General features: G+C 63.0%; 17 protein-coding genes. 16 read left to right on the top strand and 1 reads right to left on the bottom strand.

The features are described from left to right. Positions 1-29 precede the first annotated feature (29 nt). The 13 genes from murC to ATJ78_RS11925 all read left to right on the top strand — a co-directional run bounded on the left by murC (position 30) and on the right by ATJ78_RS11925 (position 14974). Positions 30-1436 carry a UDP-N-acetylmuramate--L-alanine ligase gene (gene murC / locus ATJ78_RS11985; protein WP_098408224.1) on the top strand — a complete coding sequence of 469 codons (1407 nt, stop codon included), beginning with the start codon at positions 30-32 and terminating at the stop codon, positions 1434-1436. Continuing rightward, positions 1433-2446 carry a cell division protein FtsQ/DivIB gene (locus ATJ78_RS11980; protein WP_098408219.1) on the top strand — a complete coding sequence of 338 codons (1014 nt, stop codon included), beginning with the start codon at positions 1433-1435 and terminating at the stop codon, positions 2444-2446. The genes murC and ATJ78_RS11980 overlap by 4 nt, the downstream gene beginning before the upstream one ends. Before the next feature lie 159 nt (positions 2447-2605). Beyond that, the gene (gene ftsZ, locus ATJ78_RS11975; protein WP_098408213.1) at positions 2606-3802 is read left to right on the top strand and encodes a cell division protein FtsZ; all 1197 of its coding nucleotides are present in this window, start codon (positions 2606-2608) and stop codon (positions 3800-3802) included. 163 nt (positions 3803-3965) lie between these two features. After that, entirely contained in the window at positions 3966-4448 is a 483-nt protein-coding gene (locus ATJ78_RS11970; protein WP_098408207.1) for a cell division protein SepF, read from the top strand. Positions 4449-4455: 7 nt separating this feature from the next. After that, positions 4456-4752, top strand: a complete 297-nt coding sequence (locus tag ATJ78_RS11965) for a YggT family protein (RefSeq protein ID WP_281253393.1) — start codon at positions 4456-4458, stop codon at positions 4750-4752. 162 nt (positions 4753-4914) lie between these two features. Then, positions 4915-5556, top strand: coding sequence for a DivIVA domain-containing protein (locus ATJ78_RS11960; RefSeq protein ID WP_098408203.1), 642 nt, complete (start codon positions 4915-4917; stop codon positions 5554-5556). Positions 5557-5559: 3 nt separating this feature from the next. Next, complete coding sequence (gene lspA, locus ATJ78_RS11955) at positions 5560-6201, top strand: signal peptidase II (RefSeq protein ID WP_098408200.1); 642 nt, start codon at positions 5560-5562, stop codon at positions 6199-6201. Further along, positions 6201-7121 (top strand): RluA family pseudouridine synthase, encoded by a 921-nt coding sequence (locus tag ATJ78_RS11950; RefSeq protein WP_098408184.1) that lies wholly within the window; start codon positions 6201-6203, stop codon positions 7119-7121. The genes lspA and ATJ78_RS11950 overlap by 1 nt, the downstream gene beginning before the upstream one ends. Before the next feature lie 33 nt (positions 7122-7154). Continuing rightward, positions 7155-10676: a DNA polymerase III subunit alpha gene (gene dnaE / locus ATJ78_RS11945; protein WP_098408179.1), complete on the top strand. Its 3522-nt coding sequence runs from the start codon at positions 7155-7157 to the stop codon at positions 10674-10676. A 42-nt stretch (positions 10677-10718) separates the two neighbouring features. Then, positions 10719-12044: a hypothetical protein gene (locus ATJ78_RS11940; protein WP_143741416.1), complete on the top strand. Its 1326-nt coding sequence runs from the start codon at positions 10719-10721 to the stop codon at positions 12042-12044. A gap of 28 nt (positions 12045-12072) precedes the next feature. Further along, a complete protein-coding gene (gene hisD, locus ATJ78_RS11935) occupies positions 12073-13380 on the top strand; it encodes a histidinol dehydrogenase (RefSeq protein WP_098408175.1) in 1308 nt (435 codons plus the stop codon). A gap of 29 nt (positions 13381-13409) precedes the next feature. After that, on the top strand, positions 13410-13895 hold the full coding sequence (gene nrdR, locus ATJ78_RS11930; RefSeq protein WP_098408172.1) for a transcriptional regulator NrdR: 486 nt from the start codon (positions 13410-13412) through the stop codon (positions 13893-13895). Between the two features lie 44 nt (positions 13896-13939). Further along, on the top strand, positions 13940-14974 hold the full coding sequence (locus tag ATJ78_RS11925) for a quinone-dependent dihydroorotate dehydrogenase (RefSeq protein WP_098408154.1): 1035 nt from the start codon (positions 13940-13942) through the stop codon (positions 14972-14974). A gap of 6 nt (positions 14975-14980) precedes the next feature. Here the strand turns inward: ATJ78_RS11925 and ATJ78_RS11920 are convergent, their stop codons facing one another. After that, complete coding sequence (locus ATJ78_RS11920) at positions 14981-15562, bottom strand: DUF3043 domain-containing protein (protein WP_098408150.1); 582 nt, start codon at positions 15560-15562, stop codon at positions 14981-14983. Between the two features lie 39 nt (positions 15563-15601). Here ATJ78_RS11920 and ATJ78_RS11915 point away from each other — a divergent pair, with 39 nt between their 5' ends. From ATJ78_RS11915 to ctaC, 3 genes are all read left to right on the top strand, one after another. Beyond that, positions 15602-17008: a dipeptidase gene (locus ATJ78_RS11915; RefSeq protein ID WP_098408146.1), complete on the top strand. Its 1407-nt coding sequence runs from the start codon at positions 15602-15604 to the stop codon at positions 17006-17008. A gap of 79 nt (positions 17009-17087) precedes the next feature. Then, on the top strand, positions 17088-17450 hold the full coding sequence (erpA, locus tag ATJ78_RS11910; protein ID WP_098408144.1) for an iron-sulfur cluster insertion protein ErpA: 363 nt from the start codon (positions 17088-17090) through the stop codon (positions 17448-17450). A 177-nt stretch (positions 17451-17627) separates the two neighbouring features. Further along, positions 17628-18533, top strand: coding sequence for an aa3-type cytochrome oxidase subunit II (ctaC, locus tag ATJ78_RS11905; protein ID WP_098408140.1), 906 nt, complete (start codon positions 17628-17630; stop codon positions 18531-18533). Position 18534 lies beyond the last annotated feature (1 nt).

Genomic DNA, 18534 nt, shown 5'->3' with positions numbered 1-18534 from the left:
AACGCTCACCCGACTTCGAAAGACAGACAGTGATCAAGCCAGATCTCTCAGCTCCCGTTCCCGACAGCCTCAGCTCGGTGCATTTCGTCGGCATCGGAGGTTCCGGAATGAGCGGAATCGCCCGGCTGTTCCTCGCGAGAGGCATCACCGTCACGGGCTCCGATCGTGGCCCGTCCGAGAACGTCGAGCAGCTTCGCGCTCTGGGCGCGACGGTACACGTGGGCCACGATGCAGCGAACGTCGGGGACGTCGACGCGGTCATCGTGACGAGTGCTCTCTGGCCCGACAACCCTGAACTCGTGGCCGCTCGCGATCGCGGCGTTCCGGTGCTCCACCGGTCACAAGCGCTTGCATGGCTCGTTGCCGATTCGCGTCTCGTGTCGGTCGCCGGTGCACACGGCAAGACAACGTCGACGGGCATGATCGTCACTGCCCTTCTCGCGCTCGGCGCCGACCCCAGCTTCGTCAACGGCGGTGTGATCGAGTCTCTCGGCGTCAGCTCGGCGCCGGGAAGAGACGACCTCTTCGTCGTCGAAGCCGACGAGTCGGACGGTTCGTTTCTGCTCTACAACACGGCCGTCGCCCTGATCACCAACGTGGATCCCGACCACCTCGATCATTACGGTACGCGCGAGAACTTCCTCGCGGCCTTCGTCGAATTCGCAGACCGCTCGTCCGAGAGCGTCGTGATTTCAGCCGACGACCCCGGAGCACGCGATGTGCGTTCTCGCCTGTCGCACCAGAACGTCATCACGTTCGGACAGTCGGAGTCCGCGGATGTCCGGGTGACTGACATCAGCCGATCTGGACCGTTGTCGTTCACGATTGCCTACAAGGGGCAGCGCATTACGGCATCCTTAGCCGTTCCCGGGGTTCACAACGCGATCAATGCCGCGGGCGCGTTCGCCGTGCTCGTCGGACTCGGTTTCGAGCCCGCCGCGATCGTCGCTGCGCTGACAGAATTCGGCGGCACGAAGCGACGGTTCGAGCTGCACGACGTTATCGGCGGCGTGAGCGTATTCGACGACTACGCGCATCATCCGACCGAGGTTGCCGCCGCACTGTCGGCAGCGCGAAGCGTTGTGGGCGACGGCAGAATCATCGCGGTGCATCAGCCGCACCTCTACAGTCGCACCAAGGCGTTTGCGGGAGAGTTCGCCGAGACACTTGAGAAGCATGCTGACCACACGATCGTCCTTGACGTTTGTGGTGCTCGGGAAGATCCGATCCCCGGAGTCACCGGCGCTCTCGTCTCGGAGCGGTTCGCTGATGCGGCGCACGTCGACTATGTTCCGGACTGGCAGGAGGCCGCGGATCGCACGGCCGAGATCGCGCGGGACGGTGACTACATCATCACCCTCGGCTGCGGCGACGTCTATCTGATCATTCCGCAGCTGCTTGCCTCACTCGAGCGCGAACGCGGGCAGGACGTGTGAGGCGGCCCGGCGGGTTTTCGCCCCAGCAGGGAGCGGAGGGCGGGCCGAACGACGCACCAGACGAATCACCGGCTCCTGTATCGTTCATCGGACGTTTCGGAAGACCGGATGCCGACGGGGACGCCGGTCGGGCCGATGACGCCGCGTCGGCCGCCGCTGCGGAACGAGGCCCTGATGCTGATGCGGGCACGCACAAGGAACCAGAGATCTCACGGAGTTACGGCGGCCGCCGGAACTCCATGGGAACATCGTGGTCGCTCCGTCAAGCGATTCGGGCGCGTAAGCGCGTCGAGCGTTCCGAGGTTCGCCGGTTCACGGCGAGACAGCGCCGGCGCAGACGCAATACGTGGATTTCTCTCAGCGCCGTTCTGGTCGTGGCGATCGCGGCTATTGCGACGGCGTACTCGCCGGTGATGGCGGTGCGGACGATCACGGTCGAGGGCGCGCGGCTCGTGAACAGCGACGGCATCGTCAACGATCTTCAGTCCCAGATCGGAACGCCGCTTCCCCTCGTGGACCAGCGAGCGATCAAGGCGTCACTTGTGAAGTATCCGCTCATTCAGAGCTACACGGTCGAGGCGGTGCCCCCGTCGACGCTTGTTGTCAGACTCGTCGAACGAGAACCTCTCGGCCTCATTGCCGCAGACAAGGGATTCGCTCTCGTCGACGCGGCCGGTGTAACACTGCGCGCGTCGGAGAAGCGGATTGACGGCTTCCCGATCATCGACACAGATGCTGATCCCGAGAGCAAGGGATTCCAGGCGGCGGTCGCCGTGCTGCGCGCTCTGCCAGACGACGTGCGCGCCACTGTGGACTCCGTCACCGCAACGACACGCGACGATGTCGTTCTCGTGTTCGCAGACAGTGGTGCGGAGGTGCGCTGGGGAAGTGCAGAAGAGTCCGCCGAGAAGGCGCGCATCCTTGCGGTTCTGATGGAGTCGTACCCGCCAGACACCGTGTCGCTCTACGACGTCTCGAGCACGGAGAACGCCGTCGTCAAACCGCGCTGATCGGCCACGATTCGGGAAATCTGCCTGTGGCTCTGCGACACGCCCGCGTGTCACCCGAGCATGCCGACTCTGCACGCATAACGTGAACCTCAGGAAATGCATACTGAGCATAACTTTAACCCTTAACTAGAGGTTGAAAGTTCTCATCGGAGGCCGGACGTGACTACAAACCAGAACTACCTCGCAGTGATCAAGGTGGTCGGCATCGGTGGCGGCGGCGTGAACGCCGTCAACCGCATGATCGAACTCGGGCTGCGGGGCGTTGAATTCATCGCCATCAACACCGACGCGCAGGCGCTGCTCATGAGCGACGCCGACGTCAAGCTCGACGTGGGGCGCGAGATCACTCGCGGACTCGGTGCCGGAGCTGACCCCGAGGTCGGCCGCCGTGCCGCCGAGGATCACGCAGAAGAGATCGAGGAGGCTCTCGCCGGTGCCGACATGGTTTTCGTCACTGCGGGCGAGGGCGGCGGCACGGGCACCGGAGGTGCACCCGTCGTCGCTCGCATCGCGAAGTCGATCGGCGCCCTGACGATCGGTGTCGTCACCAAGCCATTCAGCTTCGAGGGACGACGCCGTCAGCAGCAGGCCGAACTCGGCGTGGCGACTCTGAAAGAAGAAGTCGACACGCTCATCGTCGTGCCCAACGATCGTCTCCTCGAGATCAGCGATCGCGGCATCAGCATGCTTGAGGCGTTCTCAACGGCAGACCAGGTTCTCCTCGCGGGTGTGCAGGGCATCACCGATCTCATCACGACGCCCGGGCTCATCAACCTCGACTTCGCCGACGTCAAGTCGGTCATGCAGGGCGCGGGTTCGGCTCTCATGGGCATCGGATCCTCGCGGGGCGCTGACCGTTCCATCAAGGCCGCTGAACTCGCGGTCGCCTCTCCGCTGCTCGAAGCGAGCATCGAAGGCGCCCACGGTGTGCTGCTCTCGATCCAGGGTGGTTCCAACCTCGGCATCTTCGAGATCAACGACGCTGCCAGGCTCGTTCAGGAGGCCGTGCACCCCGAGGCGAACATCATCTTCGGCGCGGTCATCGACGACACACTCGGCGACGAAGTGCGCGTCACGGTCATCGCCGCGGGTTTCGACGGAGGCGAGCCGCCTGCTCGCCAGGTTGAGCCGATGAAGGATGCCGTCATCACAACGGGCGGCGTCATGGCATCGAACCCCGACGCGGAGTCTGCGTCCGACGACGGCCAGAGCGCTCCCGACGCTGAGCCCGAGGCAGAGCCAGAACGTTCACCCTGGACAGCACCGCGTGCGCCTCAGCACATCCCGGCATCGGCGTCCGCAGACGCGTCGTTCTCTGACGACGACGAGCTCGACATTCCCGACTTCCTCAAGTAGCAGCCAACCTCCTCCGAGCACAGCGCCCGTACTCCGTTCGCGGATACGGGCGCTGTGTTTGTTCCACGGTCGCGACACGCGGACGAATTGCCCGGTTCAATGAGCGGAAACCGGCAACCTGGCCATTAACCTCGGAAGGGACGAACCATTATCGGAGGAAGCGATGTCGAACCCCCTCAAGAAGACCATGATGTACCTTGGGCTCGCAGACGAGGAGCTTGAGTACGAGGAGCAGGCTCAGCAGCAGGCTCCCTCTCAACCCGCGCAGTCGACGGCATCAGCCCAGCCCGCGACGACTCACCGCGCCGCGCCTGTTACCCCGTTGCGCCGTCCCACTGCTGTCAAGCAGGCAGCACCGACCGAGCTCAGCGAGATTCTCACGGTGCACCCGAAGCAGTATCGCGACGCCCAGTCGATTGCCGAGAGCTTCCGTGACGGAGTTCCTGTGATCATCAATCTGTCGCAGATGAGCGATGGCGATGCTCGTCGTCTCATCGACTTCGCAAGCGGCCTGTCGCAGGGCCTCTACGGAAAGATCGAGCGCGTGACGTCGAAGGTGTTCCTTCTGTCACCGTCGCATGTGTCGATCTCCGGAGAGAGCGACAGCAAGCCAGAAGCAGACGCGACCTTCTTCGCTCAGCAATAATTGACGGGTGAGTTCCGTCATTTCTCTGATCGGCAGCATCCTCTATCTCCTGCTGCTCCTGTATTTCTTCGTGATGTGGGGCCGGTTCATTCTCGACCTCATGCGAACCTTCAACCGTGCGTGGCGACCTCGGGGGGCCGGGCTTGTCGCGGCAGAGGTCGTGTACTCCGTCACCGATCCGCCCGTGAACTTCTTTCGTCGCATCCTCCCTCCCGTTCGCTTGGGCGCAGTCGCACTCGATCTCGGATGGTCGCTGACCATGCTCTGCGTCATCGTCGCGATGTTTCTCGTCGGATTCCTCTGACGCAGGACTTTGAGACTCTCCGAATAAAGTGGCCGCCGTTTCAGACACGAGGGCTGTAATCTGGGACAAGCGTCACGCGTCGTGCGTCCCGGCAATTTGCCGTCGTGTTTGCTAACGTGGGCACGCTATACATGAACACAGAACACATGAAGGTGGTAAGCCATGGCGCTCACTCCGGAAGACGTAGTCAATAAGCAGTTTCAGCAGACAAAGTTTCGCGAGGGGTACGACCAGGACGAGGTCGACGATTTTCTCGACGAGGTCGTTGTTGAGCTGCGCCGCCTGATCCAGGAGAACCAGGACCTCAAGGAGCAGGTCTCCAAGGCCGAGTCCAGCTCCGCCGCATCGGGCGACAACGGCTCGAAGACAGACTTCGTCGCCCAGCAGCAGGCTCCGGCGACTCCCGCTCCCGTTCCTGCCGCACCGGCGTCGACCGAGGCTCCGGCGCAGGCAGCGGCAGAGTCGGGCGATGAGTCCGAGAGCTCGAACAGCCTTCTTGTGCTCGCACGCCGTCTTCACGACGAGCACGTGCGCGAGGGCTCCGAGAAGCGCGACCAGCTCATCGCTGAGGGGCACGCCACCGCTGCCCGCGTCGTTTCCGAGGCCGAGGCGAAGCAGCGCGAAGAGCTGTCGAAGCTGGAGACCGCGAAGTCGGGCCTCGAGAAGAAGATCGACGAACTGCGCGTGTTCGAGCGGGAGTACCGCACCAATCTCCGCAGCTACATCGAGGGCCACCTGAAGGACCTCGACAAGGCAAGCCCGTCGAACGGCTCCTCGCAGCTGTCGTCATCGACGAGCAACTAGGTCTTGCCCGAATCACCTTCACGCACAGCCACGGTCAGGGCACTCAGCGTCCTCGCGACCGTGGCTGTGCTGTGGGTGGGCCTTGACCAGCTCACCAAGCACCTCGTCGTCACAAACATGCACGAGAACGAGCGCATCCCTGTCATCGGGGATGTGCTGCAGTTCGTCTTCGTGCGCAATCCCGGGGCCGCATTCTCGCTCGCGAGCGGCGCGACGTGGATCTTCTCGATTCTCGCGACCGGCGTCGTCGTCGCGATCATCGTCATGGCTCGCCGCATCCGCTCCGTGCGCTGGGGTCTTGTGTTCGGCCTCCTGCTGGGCGGTGTCTTCGGCAACCTTCTCGATCGCCTGTTCCGCGAGCCGTCATTCGGCCTCGGGCATGTCGTCGACTTCATCTCAACGCCCTGGATGATGCCCGCGATCTACAACGTTGCAGACATTGGGATCTGCGTGGCGATGGCGCTGTTCATCGTGCTCACTCTCTTGGGCGTTGGACTTGATGGAAAGCGCCAGCCTAAGCCAGACGAGAGCGCAGAGTCGGCGAATGCGGCGGATGACGGTGCTCACGACGGCGTGGTCGCCGATCAGCGCGTCGAGGACGGTGACAGCACCCCCGAGAGCCCGAACCCGCAGAAGGGCAGTTGATGGAATCCCGCAGTCTTCCGGTGCCGGACGGCCTCGAGGGTGTGAGAGCGGATGCCGGAATCGCGAAGCTCCTCGGATTCTCGCGTTCATTCGCCGCTGAGGTCATCGACGCCGGCGGCGTGGAGCTCGATGGGCGGAGGCTGCAGAAATCCGATCGGCTCCGCGCAAACGGCTGGCTCACGGTGTCATGGACGCCACGCCACGAGCCCGTGATCGAGGCCATCGCGGTCGACGACCTCGCAATCGTGCACGACGATGACGACATCGTCGTCGTCGACAAGCCGACGGGGGTGGCCGCACACCCCTCGGTCGGCTGGACGGGGCCCACGGTGCTCGGCGCTCTTGCCGCGGCGGGCTACACAATCGCGACGTCCGGACAGGCCGAACGCGCGGGCATCGTGCATCGGCTCGACGTCGGCACGAGCGGCCTGATGGTCGTCGCGAAAACCGAGCGCGCCTACACCGCGCTCAAACGCGCATTTCACGACCGTGAGGTCGAGAAGATCTACAACGCGGTCGTCCAGGGGCATCCAGACCCTTTCACCGGAACGATCGACGCTGCCATCGGGCGTCACCCGAAACACGATTGGAAGTTCGCCGTGACGAGCGACGGCAAGCCCTCGGTCACCCACTACGAGACACTCGAGGCATTCCCGTACGCGAGTCTGCTCGAGGTGCGGCTCGAGACCGGTCGAACTCATCAGATTCGCGTGCACATGGCCGCCGTCAAGCATCCCTGCGTCGGCGACCCGCTCTACGGGGCCGATCCGACGCTTTCGGAGCGGCTCGGGCTCACGCGGCAATGGCTGCAGGCCGTTCGACTGTCTTTTGCTCACCCGGCAACGGGGGAGTGGACCTCGTTCTCGGCGCCCTACGCTCCCGACCTGCAGCACGCGCTCGATGTCCTCGCCCGCGACTAGTCTGGAAGCGTACCGTCGTCGTCACTCGGAGTAATGGTGTCCTCAACTGACTCGTTCGTCCATCTGCACGTTCACAGCGAGTTCTCGATGCTCGACGGTGCAGCGCGCATCAACGAGGTCGTCAAGGCAGCGGCCGATCAGCAGATGCCCGCCCTCGCCGTGACCGACCACGGAAACATGTTCGGCGCGTTCGACTTCTGGAGCACTGCCACCTCAGCGGGAATCAAGCCCATCATCGGCACAGAGGCGTACATCACGCCGAGAACTCACCGCAGCGATCGCACGAGGGTGCGCTGGGGAAACGGCGGTGGCGACGACGTCTCGGGATCGGGCGCGTACACGCACATGACGATGCTCGCCGAGACGACAGAGGGCATGCACAACCTGTTCCGCCTCTCGTCCCGCGCATCGATCGAGGGCTACTACTTCAAGCCCCGCATGGATCGTGAACTGCTGTCGCAGTACTCCAAGGGGATCATCGCGACGACAGGATGCCCCAGCGGCGAAGTGCAGACCAGGCTGCGACTCGGGCAATACAAAGAGGCGCGAGAGGCAGCCGCAGAGTTCCGCGACATCTTCGGGTACGAGAACTATTACTGCGAGCTCATGGATCACGGCATCGGCATCGAGAAGCGTGTGGCTACAGAGCTTCTCGATTTGGCGAAGGATCTCGGTCTGAAGCTTGTCGCGACAAACGATCTGCACTACACGCACGCATCCGATGCGAAAAGCCACTCGGCGCTGCTGTGCGTGCAGTCAGGTGCGACGCTCGACGACCCGAACAGGTTTAAATTCGACGCCGATGAGTTCTATCTCAAATCGGCCGAAGAGATGCGTCTACTGTTTCGAGACCACCCGGACGCCTGCGACAACACGCTCGAGATCGCCGAACGCTGCAACGTCAATTTCGACACGACGGCGAACTACATGCCGCGCTTCCCCGTTCCGGAGGGCGAGAGCGAGCAGTCGTGGTTCGTGAAGGAGATCGATAAGGGGCTCGACTACCGCTACCCGGGTGGGGTCCCGGATGCCGTGCGGGAACGTGCCGACTACGAGATCGGCGTCATCTCGCAAATGGGGTTCCCCGGGTACTTCCTCGTCGTCGCCGACTTCATCAACTGGTCGAAGGACAACGGCATCCGGGTCGGTCCCGGTCGCGGCTCCGGAGCAGGGTCGATGGCGGCATACGCGATGCGCATCACCGATCTCGATCCGCTTGAGCACGGCCTGATCTTCGAGCGCTTCCTCAACCCGGACCGGGTGTCGATGCCCGACTTCGATGTCGACTTCGACGACCGTCGTCGCGGCGAGGTCATCAAGTACGTGACAGAGAAGTACGGCGACGAGCGCGTGTCGCAGATCGTCACGTACGGCACCATTAAGGCGAAGCAGGCGCTCAAGGACTCTGCACGGGTTCTCGGCTACCCGTTCGGAATGGGGGAGAAGCTCACAAAGGCCATGCCGCCGCCCGTCATGGGCAAGGACATCCCGCTCACGGGAATCTTCGACAAAGAGCATCCGCGCTATCGCGAGGCCTCCGATATTCGCTCCGTTGTCGAGACCGATCCAGATGCGAGGAATGTCTTCGACACTGCACTGGGCATCGAGAACCTCAAGCGGCAGTGGGGCGTTCACGCTGCAGGCGTGATCATGTCGAGCGACCCTCTTCTCGACATCATCCCCGTGATGAAACGCGAGCAAGACGGGCAGATCGTCACGCAATTCGACTACCCATCGTGCGAGTCCCTCGGACTGATCAAGATGGACTTCCTGGGGTTGCGCAACCTCACGGTCATCTCCGACGCTCTCGCGAACATCGAGACGAACCGCAGCGAGACGCTCGACCTTGAAACGCTCGGGCTCGATGACCGCCCGTCGTACGATCTGCTGGCGCGCGGAGATACACTCGGTGTCTTCCAGCTTGATGGCGGCCCCATGCGCAGCCTCCTGCGCCTCATGAAGCCAGACAACTTCGAGGACGTCTCCGCCGTGATCGCGCTGTACCGTCCCGGACCAATGGGCGCCGACTCCCACACGAACTACGCGCTGCGCAAGAACGGCCTGCAGAAGATCACGCCCATCCACCCCGAGCTCGAGGAGCCTCTCGCCGACATCCTCGACACGACGTACGGCCTGATCATCTATCAAGAGCAGGTCATGGCGATCGCGCAGAAAGTCGCGGGCTTCTCGCTGGGCCAAGCAGATATTCTTCGGCGCGCGATGGGCAAGAAGAAGAAGTCGGAGCTCGACAAGCAGTACGTCGGATTCAGCGGCGGCATGACCGAGCGCGGCTACTCCGAGGGCGCCATCAAGGCGTTGTGGGATATTCTTCTGCCGTTCTCCGACTATGCGTTCAACAAAGCGCACTCGGCGGCATACGGCGTCATTGCGTACTGGACGGCCTACCTCAAGGCGCACTATCCCGCCGAGTACATGGCAGCCCTGCTGACGAGTGTCGGCGACTCGCGCGACAAGCTGGCGATGTACCTGAACGAATGCCGGCGCATGGGCATTCGCGTGCTTCCTCCCGAAGTCAACGAATCGATCAACTTCTTCGCCGCGGTCGGCGAAGACATCCGCTTCGGACTCGGTGCCGTCCGCAACGTGGGGGGCAACGTCGTCGACGGCATTGTGGCCGCACGCGAGAAAGATGGAAAATTCGAGAACTTCCACGACTTTCTGCGCAAGGTCCCCGCGCACGTCACGAATAAGCGCACCGTCGAATCGCTCATCAAGGCGGGCGCCTTCGACGAAATGAAGTCATCGCGACGTGCACTCGTCGAGATTCATGAGGATGCTGTCGATTCCGCCGTTCGCGACAAGCGCATGGAGGCGACAGGTCAGGTCGGGTTCGACTTCGACAGTCTCTTCGCCGAGGTCGGTGAAGCGGTTGAGACTCAGGTTCCCGAGAGACCCGAATGGTCAAAGCGGGACAAGCTCGCGTTCGAGAGAGAGATGCTCGGCCTCTACGTTTCGGACCACCCGCTCGCGGGACTCGAAGTGCAGCTGGCCAAGCTGGCGAGTACGACGATCACCGATCTGACGACGTCCGAGCACACGCAAGACGGCGATACCGTGACGATCGCGGGCCTGCTCACCAGCGTGCAGCACCGAGTGGCAAAGACGTCAGGCAACGCATACGGCATGATCACGGTCGAAGACTTCGGCAGCGAGATGACCGTCATGTTCATGGGGAAGGCGTACCAGGAGTACCAGCACACGCTGCAGAGTGACACGATCGTCGTGGTTCGGGGTCGCGTCAGCATGCGCGACGACGGTATGAACCTTCACGCGTACTCGATTTTCAGTCCCGATCTGCAGCAGGACGGACCGGCCGGTCCGCTTGTGCTCAATATGCCAGAGCAGCGCGCGACGACAGAAGCCGTCACCGAGCTTGCGGAGATTCTCGGTCGCCACAGGGGAGATAACGAAGTCCGCCTTCGACTGCTGCGCGGGGACATCGCTCGCGTTTTCGAAGTGCCCTACCCGGTCGCCGTCACGGCCGACTTGTTCGGTGAACTGAAGTCGCTCCTCGGACCGAACTGTCTCGGCTAGTATGGCCCCGCTGTCCAATACGATGATGTGGAGATTCACGCCATGACGAATCAGCAGCCGCCCCAGGGATGGAGTACACCGCAGCCACCGGCCGGCGCAGGGCAGCACGCGCCATCTGCGCCCGCATCGCAGTACGGCTCCCCGCAGCGCCCGCAGGGATATGCGATGCCGCCGAATCAGCCAGCACCGCGATGGCAGGAATCCGAGGGCATCAGCGTCGGACGGTTCACGCTCCGTGAGCTGATCATCTTTGTCACCGTCTTCCTTCTGGTCATTTCGTCTTTCCTTCCCATGATGTCGGGAAACATCGGCACCGGTTCCAACCTCTGGAATCCGGTCTGGCCGTTGGCGATTCCGGGGGTTCTGCTGCCGCTCGCCGCCGCCGTGCTCATACTCATCCGTCGCCTCGCACCGACGCCGACGCTCCGCGTCGGTTCGCTGTCGGTCGACCAGTTCGCATCGGTCGTCGCCATCGTGGCGGCAGCGACGTACCTCGGGCTCACGCTCATCGTGCTCAGCATCGGCGCTGCGGTCGGCAGCGGCTTCGGACTCTTCTCGGCATCCTTGAGCTTTGGGCCGGTTCTCGGAATCGTGTTCTCTCTGATTCTGGTGGCGCTGACGACATTCGGTCCGCTCATTCCGCCGTTCGCGACTGACTTTCGCGGTCGTGAGGCGATTAACGCCCATGTCATGGCGCGGCCCGTGAAACCCGTCGTCAGAGCGGCGCGCCCAACGCCTGCCCCCGGTTACGGGCAGGGCGCGCCCCACGCGGCTCCGGGCGGCTACGCACAGCAGCCGGCACCCTATACGCAGGATCCTCACCAGCACGCCGTGTCGAATGCTGCCTCTGCGCCTGGCGCGTACGGGGATCCCTCGGTCGCCACAAGCCCGTACGCACGCCCGCAAGGGTCCGAGGGTGGCACGGCTCACGTGCCTGCGTCCGGTCCCGCGGCGCCGCTGGAACACGCAACGCCTGCTGCAGAGCCTCAGCACGACATCGCCACGCCCGATTTCGCTGCGGAGAGCGCACCGTCGGACGCCGACGCCACAGGGCCACGACCGGACACGGCGTCTCAAGGAAGCGCTGGGTCCGACGCTGGCAAACCCGACGGCTCGCAGCCCACGACCGCGCCGGTGAGCGCCTCAGGACATGTCAATGGCGCGACGTCGCGAACCTCGTCGATGTTCTGGGTGTGGTCCCCGCGGCCGCGACCCGTCGTCGACGAACAGACTCGAGCCCACGTGTTTGATATCGGACCTGGCGCGTGGGCGCTCGCGGTTGACGATCGCGGAGACTCGCTGCTGATCAGGCACGACGACGGCCGTGTCGGCGTTCTCGAAGACGTTGAGGGACTGATGCGAGGCTGACCTGCGCGACCGCTAAGATAATCACGACATGATCAACACTATCGATCTGCGTTCTCGCGAACTCAGCGCCGCTGAACTCGTGCGCGCACTCCCGCGTCCCACCGTCGATGTTTCGGCCGCCATCCACGCGGCACAGGGGCTGATCGATGAGGTGACCTCGTCTGGCGCGCGAGCGCTTGCTGATCAGGCCGAGCGCTTCGACAACGTGCGCCCGCGCTCCGTCCGCGTGGAACAGCATGAGATCGACCGTGCCGTTCGCCACCTGGAGCCGTCCGTGCGCGACGCGCTGACGGAGGCCATCGACCGGGTGCGCCGGGCGACGGAAGCGCAGGTTCCTCCGCAAAGGCGCACGGAGATGGGACACGGAGCCTCTATTCTGCAGCGCTGGCAGCCTGTGGAGCGCGTCGGCCTCTATGTGCCCGGCGGCAAGGCCGTGTACCCGTCAAGTGTGATCATGAACGTCGTTCCGGCGCAGGTGGCCGGGGTTGCCTCGATCGCGATCGCGTCACCACCGCAGCGGGAATTCGACGGGGGAGTGCATCCGACGATCCTCGGGGCAGCGGGTCTTCTCGGGATCTCAGAGATCTACGCGATGGGCGGCGCGGGCGCTATCGGTGCGTTTGCACATGGAGTACCCGACCTCGAGCTCGCGCCTGTGGATGTCGTCACGGGACCGGGGAACATCTACGTGACGGCTGCGAAGCGCATCGTGCACGGGCGTGTCGGCATCGATGCCGAAGCAGGAACAACAGAGATTCTCGTGATCGCCGACGGGACGGCAGATGCGCGGCTCGTCGCTGCGGACCTTATCAGCCAGGCGGAGCACGACGAGGCTGCAGCATCCGTTCTCGTCACTGATTCGCCGCGGCTCGCGCACGAGGTGACGGGACACCTTGAGAGACTCGTGCCGCAAACGGCGAACGCGGACCGCGTCCGCGCGGCGCTGGCGGGTCCGCAGTCCGCCATCGTCCTGGTGTCCGACACCGTGACAGCCGCTGAGCTGAGCAACGCCTACGGTCCTGAGCACTTGGAGATCCACACGCACGACCCCCACGGGACTCTCGAGCACATTACGTCGGCTGGCGCTATCTTCCTTGGGCCGTATTCGCCGGTGAGTCTCGGAGACTACCTGGCTGGGTCGAACCATGTGCTGCCAACGGGCGGCCAGGCTCGCTTCAGCTCGGGCCTCGGAGCGTTCACGTTCCTGCGTCCGCAGCAGGTTATCGAATACGATAAGGCGGCACTCGCATCGATTGCAGAACCGATCGTCGCTCTGGCGATGTCTGAGCAGCTGCCGGCACACGGCGAGGCCGTGACTGAGCGATTCAACGCGTGAATTGATCCCGAAAGGGAGTTTGGGAGACTATGCACTGTCCGTTCTGCCGCCACCCCGATTCGCGCGTTATCGATTCGCGTACAAGTGACGATGGGCTGTCGATTCGTCGCCGTCGCCAGTGTCCAGAGTGCGGCCGGCGTTTCAGCACGACCGAGACCTCAAGCCTCAACGTGATCAAGCGCAGCGGCGTCGTCGAGTCATTCAGCAGAGACAAGGTCGTCGCAGGAGTGCGCAAAGCGTGCCAGGGGCGCCCCGTGACGGACTCAGACCTCGCCGTACTCGCCCAGCGCGTCGAAGAGGCGATCAGGCAGACGGGAACATCACAGATCGAGGCGAACGACATCGGGCTCGCGATTCTCACTCCGCTGCGGGAGCTCGACGAAGTTGCTTACTTGCGATTCGCGAGCGTCTATCAGGCATTCGACTCTCTCGAGGACTTCGAGGAATCGATTGCGGCCCTGAGGGATGAGCATGCGGAGCTCGCCGCGCCTTCGTCGGAAGAAGCCGATCAGTGACCGGAGACGGGAACGCAGCCCAGCGGGGCAGAAAATCTGGCTGGATGTACCGAACGCTTTTCACGCTGTTCCTGTCGAAGCTTGACCCCGAAGATGCTCACCATCTGGCATTCTGGGCGATTCGCTTGTTTCCGCGTGTGGGCATCGGTCCGCTTGTAGAGCGGTTCACCCGCCCCGACCCGTCGCTACGAGTCGAGGCTCTCGGTCTGAGCTTCGCCTCCCCGTTCGGAGTCGCGGCAGGGTTCGATAAGAACGCTGAGGCAATCGCAGGGCTTGGCCGGCTCGGGTTCGGGCACGTCGAAGTCGGAACGGTGACCGCACGCTCGCAGCCCGGTAATCCGAGGCCGCGGCTGTTCCGTCTCATACCGGACCGCGCGATTGTGAATCGTATGGGATTCAACAACAGGGGAGCAGCCGACGCCGCGCCACGACTCGCCCGCGCTCACCGATATCGCTCGCGTCCTATCATCGGCGTCAACATCGGAAAGAGCCGGGTCGTCGATGTTGCTGACGCGATCGATGACTACGTGGCAAGCTGTCGAATGGTCGCGCGACTCGCCGACTATCTCGTCGTGAACGTTTCGTCTCCCAATACTCCGGGGCTCCGCGGCCTGCAGGAGCTTGATCGCCTTGAGCCTTTGCTGACGCGGCTCAACGCAGAGGCGGGTGCGACGCCATTGCTCGTGAAGATCGCTCCCGATTTGACCGACGATGAGGTCACGAGGATTTGCGAGCTTGTCGTTCGCACGGAGCTCGCCGGCATTGTCGCAACGAATACGACGTTGTCTCGCGATGGACTCGCCACCGACTCTGCGACTGTCGAGGCCGCAGGAGAGGGCGGTCTGTCAGGAGCTCCGCTGTCCACACGAGCGCTTGAGGTTCTGCGCGTGATCCGAGCCGCCGTTCCCGCAGAGATGTGCGTCATCTCGGTGGGCGGCGTTGAGTCCGCGCACGATGTCGCGGAGCGACTGGCTGCAGGCGCAACGCTCGTTCAGGGGTACAGCGGGTTCATCTACGAGGGACCGCTTTGGGCGCGCAAGATCAATCGCGAGCTTGCAGCGCTCCAGAGCGGAAGCTGACGGCGTTCAGCGGATCTGTTCTCCGCGCGCAACCTGCGGCTTCGGAAGACGGAGCTTGCGCATCTGGATCATGCGCATGGCTGCGTACCAGCGAACACCTCGTTCAACGCGGGTTTCGCCAAATTTCTCGCGCAGGCTCTTGCGAATGCGGATGCCGGCGAAGATGCACTCGATCACCATGATGAAGAAGAAGATCCAGAGGGCGAACATGCCGTACACCTGGATCTGCGGGATCGGAATGAACGTGGCGACGATGACGAGAAACATGAACGGGAGCATGAATTCGCTCAAGCTCGTTCGCGAGTCGATCCAGTCGCGAATGTAGCGCTTCTGCGGCCCGCGGTCGCGCTCGGGAAGGTAGCGCTCGTCGCCATTCGCCATACCGACACGCGCACGCTCGCGCTGCTCGGCCATCTGCGCTCGTGCTCGCTGACGCGCCTCTTTGCGGTCGTTCGGCACGAGCGGGCGCTTATTAGCAGCGACTTGGTCGCTGCGTTTTGGGGTGGGGGCGCCCTTCTTGCCGGCGGGGGAGACGGCGGTATCGTTCTCGACGGTTTCGGGTGTTTCGTCTGAAGTCTTCTTGGTCACGTGATCCTCGGTCGTTGGCGTGCTCTTAAGATTACCTGCATGACTGAATCCCGAGAGAATGTTCCAGACAACGGTGATGATCTGGCACGGCTCGTACACGAGAGCATGCCAGAGACGATCGCAGACTTGAGCGCGCTCGTGCGCATTCCGTCGGTCTCCTGGTCAGCGTTCGACCCCGCGCACGTGCATCGAAGCGCCGAGGCGGTCGCTGACCTGGCTCGGTCCACGGGCCTTTTCGACACCGTGGAAGTCGCACGCGCACCAATGTCTGGCTCGAGCGAGCTTGGCCAGCCCGCGGTCCTCGCGCGCCGCGAGGCAAAGAACGGCAAGCCCACGATTCTGCTTTACGCGCATCACGACGTTCAGCCTCCGGGGCGTGACGAAGACTGGGAGACCGCACCGTTTGAGCCCGTGGTAAAGGGCGACCGCCTCTATGGGCGCGGAGCTGCGGACGACAAAGCAGGCGTGATGACTCATATCGCGGCGATCCGATCGTTGGTCGCCGCTTATGGCGACGATTTTGACCTCGGCGTCGCGCTCTTCATCGAGGGGGAGGAAGAGTTCGGGTCTCGCTCTTTCGCAGCGTTCCTCGATCAGTATCGAGATCGTCTCGCGGCGGACGCAATCGTCGTCGCTGATTCAGACAACTGGACGGCCGAGGTGCCTGCCTTGACGGTGAGTTTGCGCGGGAACGTCACATTCCGCCTGGGGGTCCGAACACTCGACCATGCGTCGCACTCGGGCATGTTCGGCGGCGCGGTGCCCGACGCGATGATGGCGGCGATCCGGCTTCTGAACACCTTGTGGAACGAAGACGGCTCCGTTGCCGTCGCTGGCGTGACGAGTCGAGATTCCGAGACGCCGCAGTTCGACGATGACCAGCTTCGAGCAGACGCAGGGCTAAGACCATCGACGACGCCGATCGGCAGCGGCAGCATCCTGAGCCGGCTCTGGAACAAACCCGCGATCACGGTCACGGGAATGGATGTGCCTGCCGTTGCGAGCGCGTCGAACACGCTACTGCCGCACGTCTATGCGCGCGTGAGTGCGCGCATCGCGCCTGGCCAATCAGCAGACGAAGCATTCGGGGCTCTTCGCGACCATCTCAATGAGAATGTTCCGTTCGGGGCTGAGATTACGATCGACGATATCGATACGGGCAGCCCGTTTCTGGTCGACGCCTCCGGGCCCATCGTCGCGACAGCGCTCGAGTCGATGCGCGAAGGGTGGGGGCACGAGCCCGTCTCAACGGGGATCGGCGGATCGATCCCGTTCGTGGCTGACCTCGTCTCGACATTCCCCGATGCAGAAATCCTTATTACGGGTGTCGAGGATCCCGACACCCGAGCGCATAGCCCTAACGAGTCACTGCATCTCGGGGTGTTCCGCCGCGCGATCCTCACCGAGGCGCTCTTGCTTTCGAAGCTCAACGGTCCGAGTGAATGAGTCTCGACATATTCGCGACGAAGGCGAGTACGATGGCTGAAGATACCCCAGCTGGGCCACACATATCACGAGGAGAGTCATGAGCGACACGCTGACCACTCAGAACCCCACGAAGGCGCATGGTGTCGAGCTCACCGAGAACGCGTCGTCAAAGGTGAAGAGCCTTCTTGACCAAGAAGGACGAGATGACCTTCGTCTGCGGGTTGCGGTGCAACCGGGCGGCTGCTCTGGCTTGATTTATCAGCTCTACTTCGACGAGCGTCTGCTTGACGGAGACGAGACCGTCGACTTCAGCGGAGTAGAAGTCATCGTCGACAAGATGAGCGTTCCGTATCTCGATGGCGCTGTTATCGATTTCGAAGACACGATTCAGAAGCAGGGCTTCACGATTGACAACCCCAACGCGCAGGGAAGCTGCGCGTGCGGCGATAGCTTCAGCTGACCCGTTCGGGACCCGTCAGGACGGGGCAGGCGTACCTCACGCCTGCCCCGTCCTTTCTCTATCGTGAGGGCGAGTTTGCGAGAATATTGCGCGATGCTCGGCGTCGTCGGTGACGCATGCGCCTCACATTCGGGCTAGACTGGGCTGAGAATTACCAGTGTCTTCGAAAGGTCCCAGGTGCGCTCGAATAGACGACTCCGCTGGGCTGCCCTGCCGATCGGCATCGCTCTCGCAGTGATGCTGGCGGGTTGCACGCAAGCTGAGCTTCACGGTTATCTCCCCGGCTTCATTGAGGGAGAAGAGCCGGTGACCAACCACACCGACAGGGTCGCCTCCTTGTGGACATCCTCATGGATCATCCTGATGGGAGTCGGTCTTCTCACGTGGGGTCTCATCATCTGGGCGATCGTCGTGTACCGCCGTCGCAAGGGGCAGACGGGTCTGCCACCCCAGCTGCGCTACAACATGCCGATCGAGATCTTCTACACGATCGTGCCGCTCATCCTCGTCATCGGCCTGTTCGCCTTCACGGCGCGTGATCAGACAGCGATCGAGACTCAGTACACCGACGAGGAAGCCGACGCGGTCATCGAGGTCTATGCCAAGCAGTGGGCCTGGGACTTCGTCTATGACAATGCTGTTGACGGCCAGCAAGTGTGGAGCGCGGGAGTTCAGGCTGATGAGGCCGAAGATGGTTCGATCGACCAGGAGAAGCTTCCGACGCTGTACCTCCCGGTCGATTCGAAGATCAAGATTGCGCTCAACTCCCGCGACGTTGCGCATTCCTTCTGGGTTATCGACTTCCTCTACAAGAAGGACATGTATCCGGGCAAGACCAATTACATGTCATTCGAAACACAGCGTGAAGGCACGTACGCCGGAAAGTGCGCCGAGCTCTGCGGCGAGTATCACTCGATGATGCTCTTCAACGTGAAGGTTGTGTCGCAGGCCGAGTACGACGCTCACCTCGCGGACCTCGCGGCAAAGGGCCAGGTCGGCGACTACGGTGCGGAATACGACCGCAACAAGAACATGCCCGACGACGAGAAGTCGTCGGTGGACAAGAGGGAAGAGGGAGAGTAGA

Source organism: Paramicrobacterium agarici, from assembly GCF_002563955.1.
In the GTDB taxonomy this organism is placed as follows: domain Bacteria; phylum Actinomycetota; class Actinomycetes; order Actinomycetales; family Microbacteriaceae; genus Paramicrobacterium; species Paramicrobacterium agarici.
Note: the sequence above shows the minus strand (reverse complement) of the source record. Positions and strands in the feature narration are given on the sequence as shown.

Excerpts from the sequence above, each read along its gene's own strand:
- ATJ78_RS11950 (WP_098408184.1), top strand. The coding sequence starts at position 6,201 with ATGGAATCCCGCAGTCTTCCGGTGCCGGACGGCCTCGAGGGTGTGAGA.
- ATJ78_RS11970 (WP_098408207.1), top strand. The coding sequence starts at position 3,966 with ATGTCGAACCCCCTCAAGAAGACCATGATGTACCTTGGGCTCGCAGAC.
- ATJ78_RS11925 (WP_098408154.1), top strand. The coding sequence starts at position 13,940 with ATGTACCGAACGCTTTTCACGCTGTTCCTGTCGAAGCTTGACCCCGAA.
- ATJ78_RS11915 (WP_098408146.1), top strand. The coding sequence starts at position 15,602 with ATGACTGAATCCCGAGAGAATGTTCCAGACAACGGTGATGATCTGGCA.
- hisD (WP_098408175.1), top strand. The coding sequence starts at position 12,073 with ATGATCAACACTATCGATCTGCGTTCTCGCGAACTCAGCGCCGCTGAA.
- erpA (WP_098408144.1), top strand. The coding sequence starts at position 17,088 with ATGAGCGACACGCTGACCACTCAGAACCCCACGAAGGCGCATGGTGTC.
- ATJ78_RS11960 (WP_098408203.1), top strand. The coding sequence starts at position 4,915 with ATGGCGCTCACTCCGGAAGACGTAGTCAATAAGCAGTTTCAGCAGACA.
- ATJ78_RS11940 (WP_143741416.1), top strand. The coding sequence starts at position 10,719 with ATGACGAATCAGCAGCCGCCCCAGGGATGGAGTACACCGCAGCCACCG.
- nrdR (WP_098408172.1), top strand. The coding sequence starts at position 13,410 with ATGCACTGTCCGTTCTGCCGCCACCCCGATTCGCGCGTTATCGATTCG.
- dnaE (WP_098408179.1), top strand. The coding sequence starts at position 7,155 with ATGGTGTCCTCAACTGACTCGTTCGTCCATCTGCACGTTCACAGCGAG.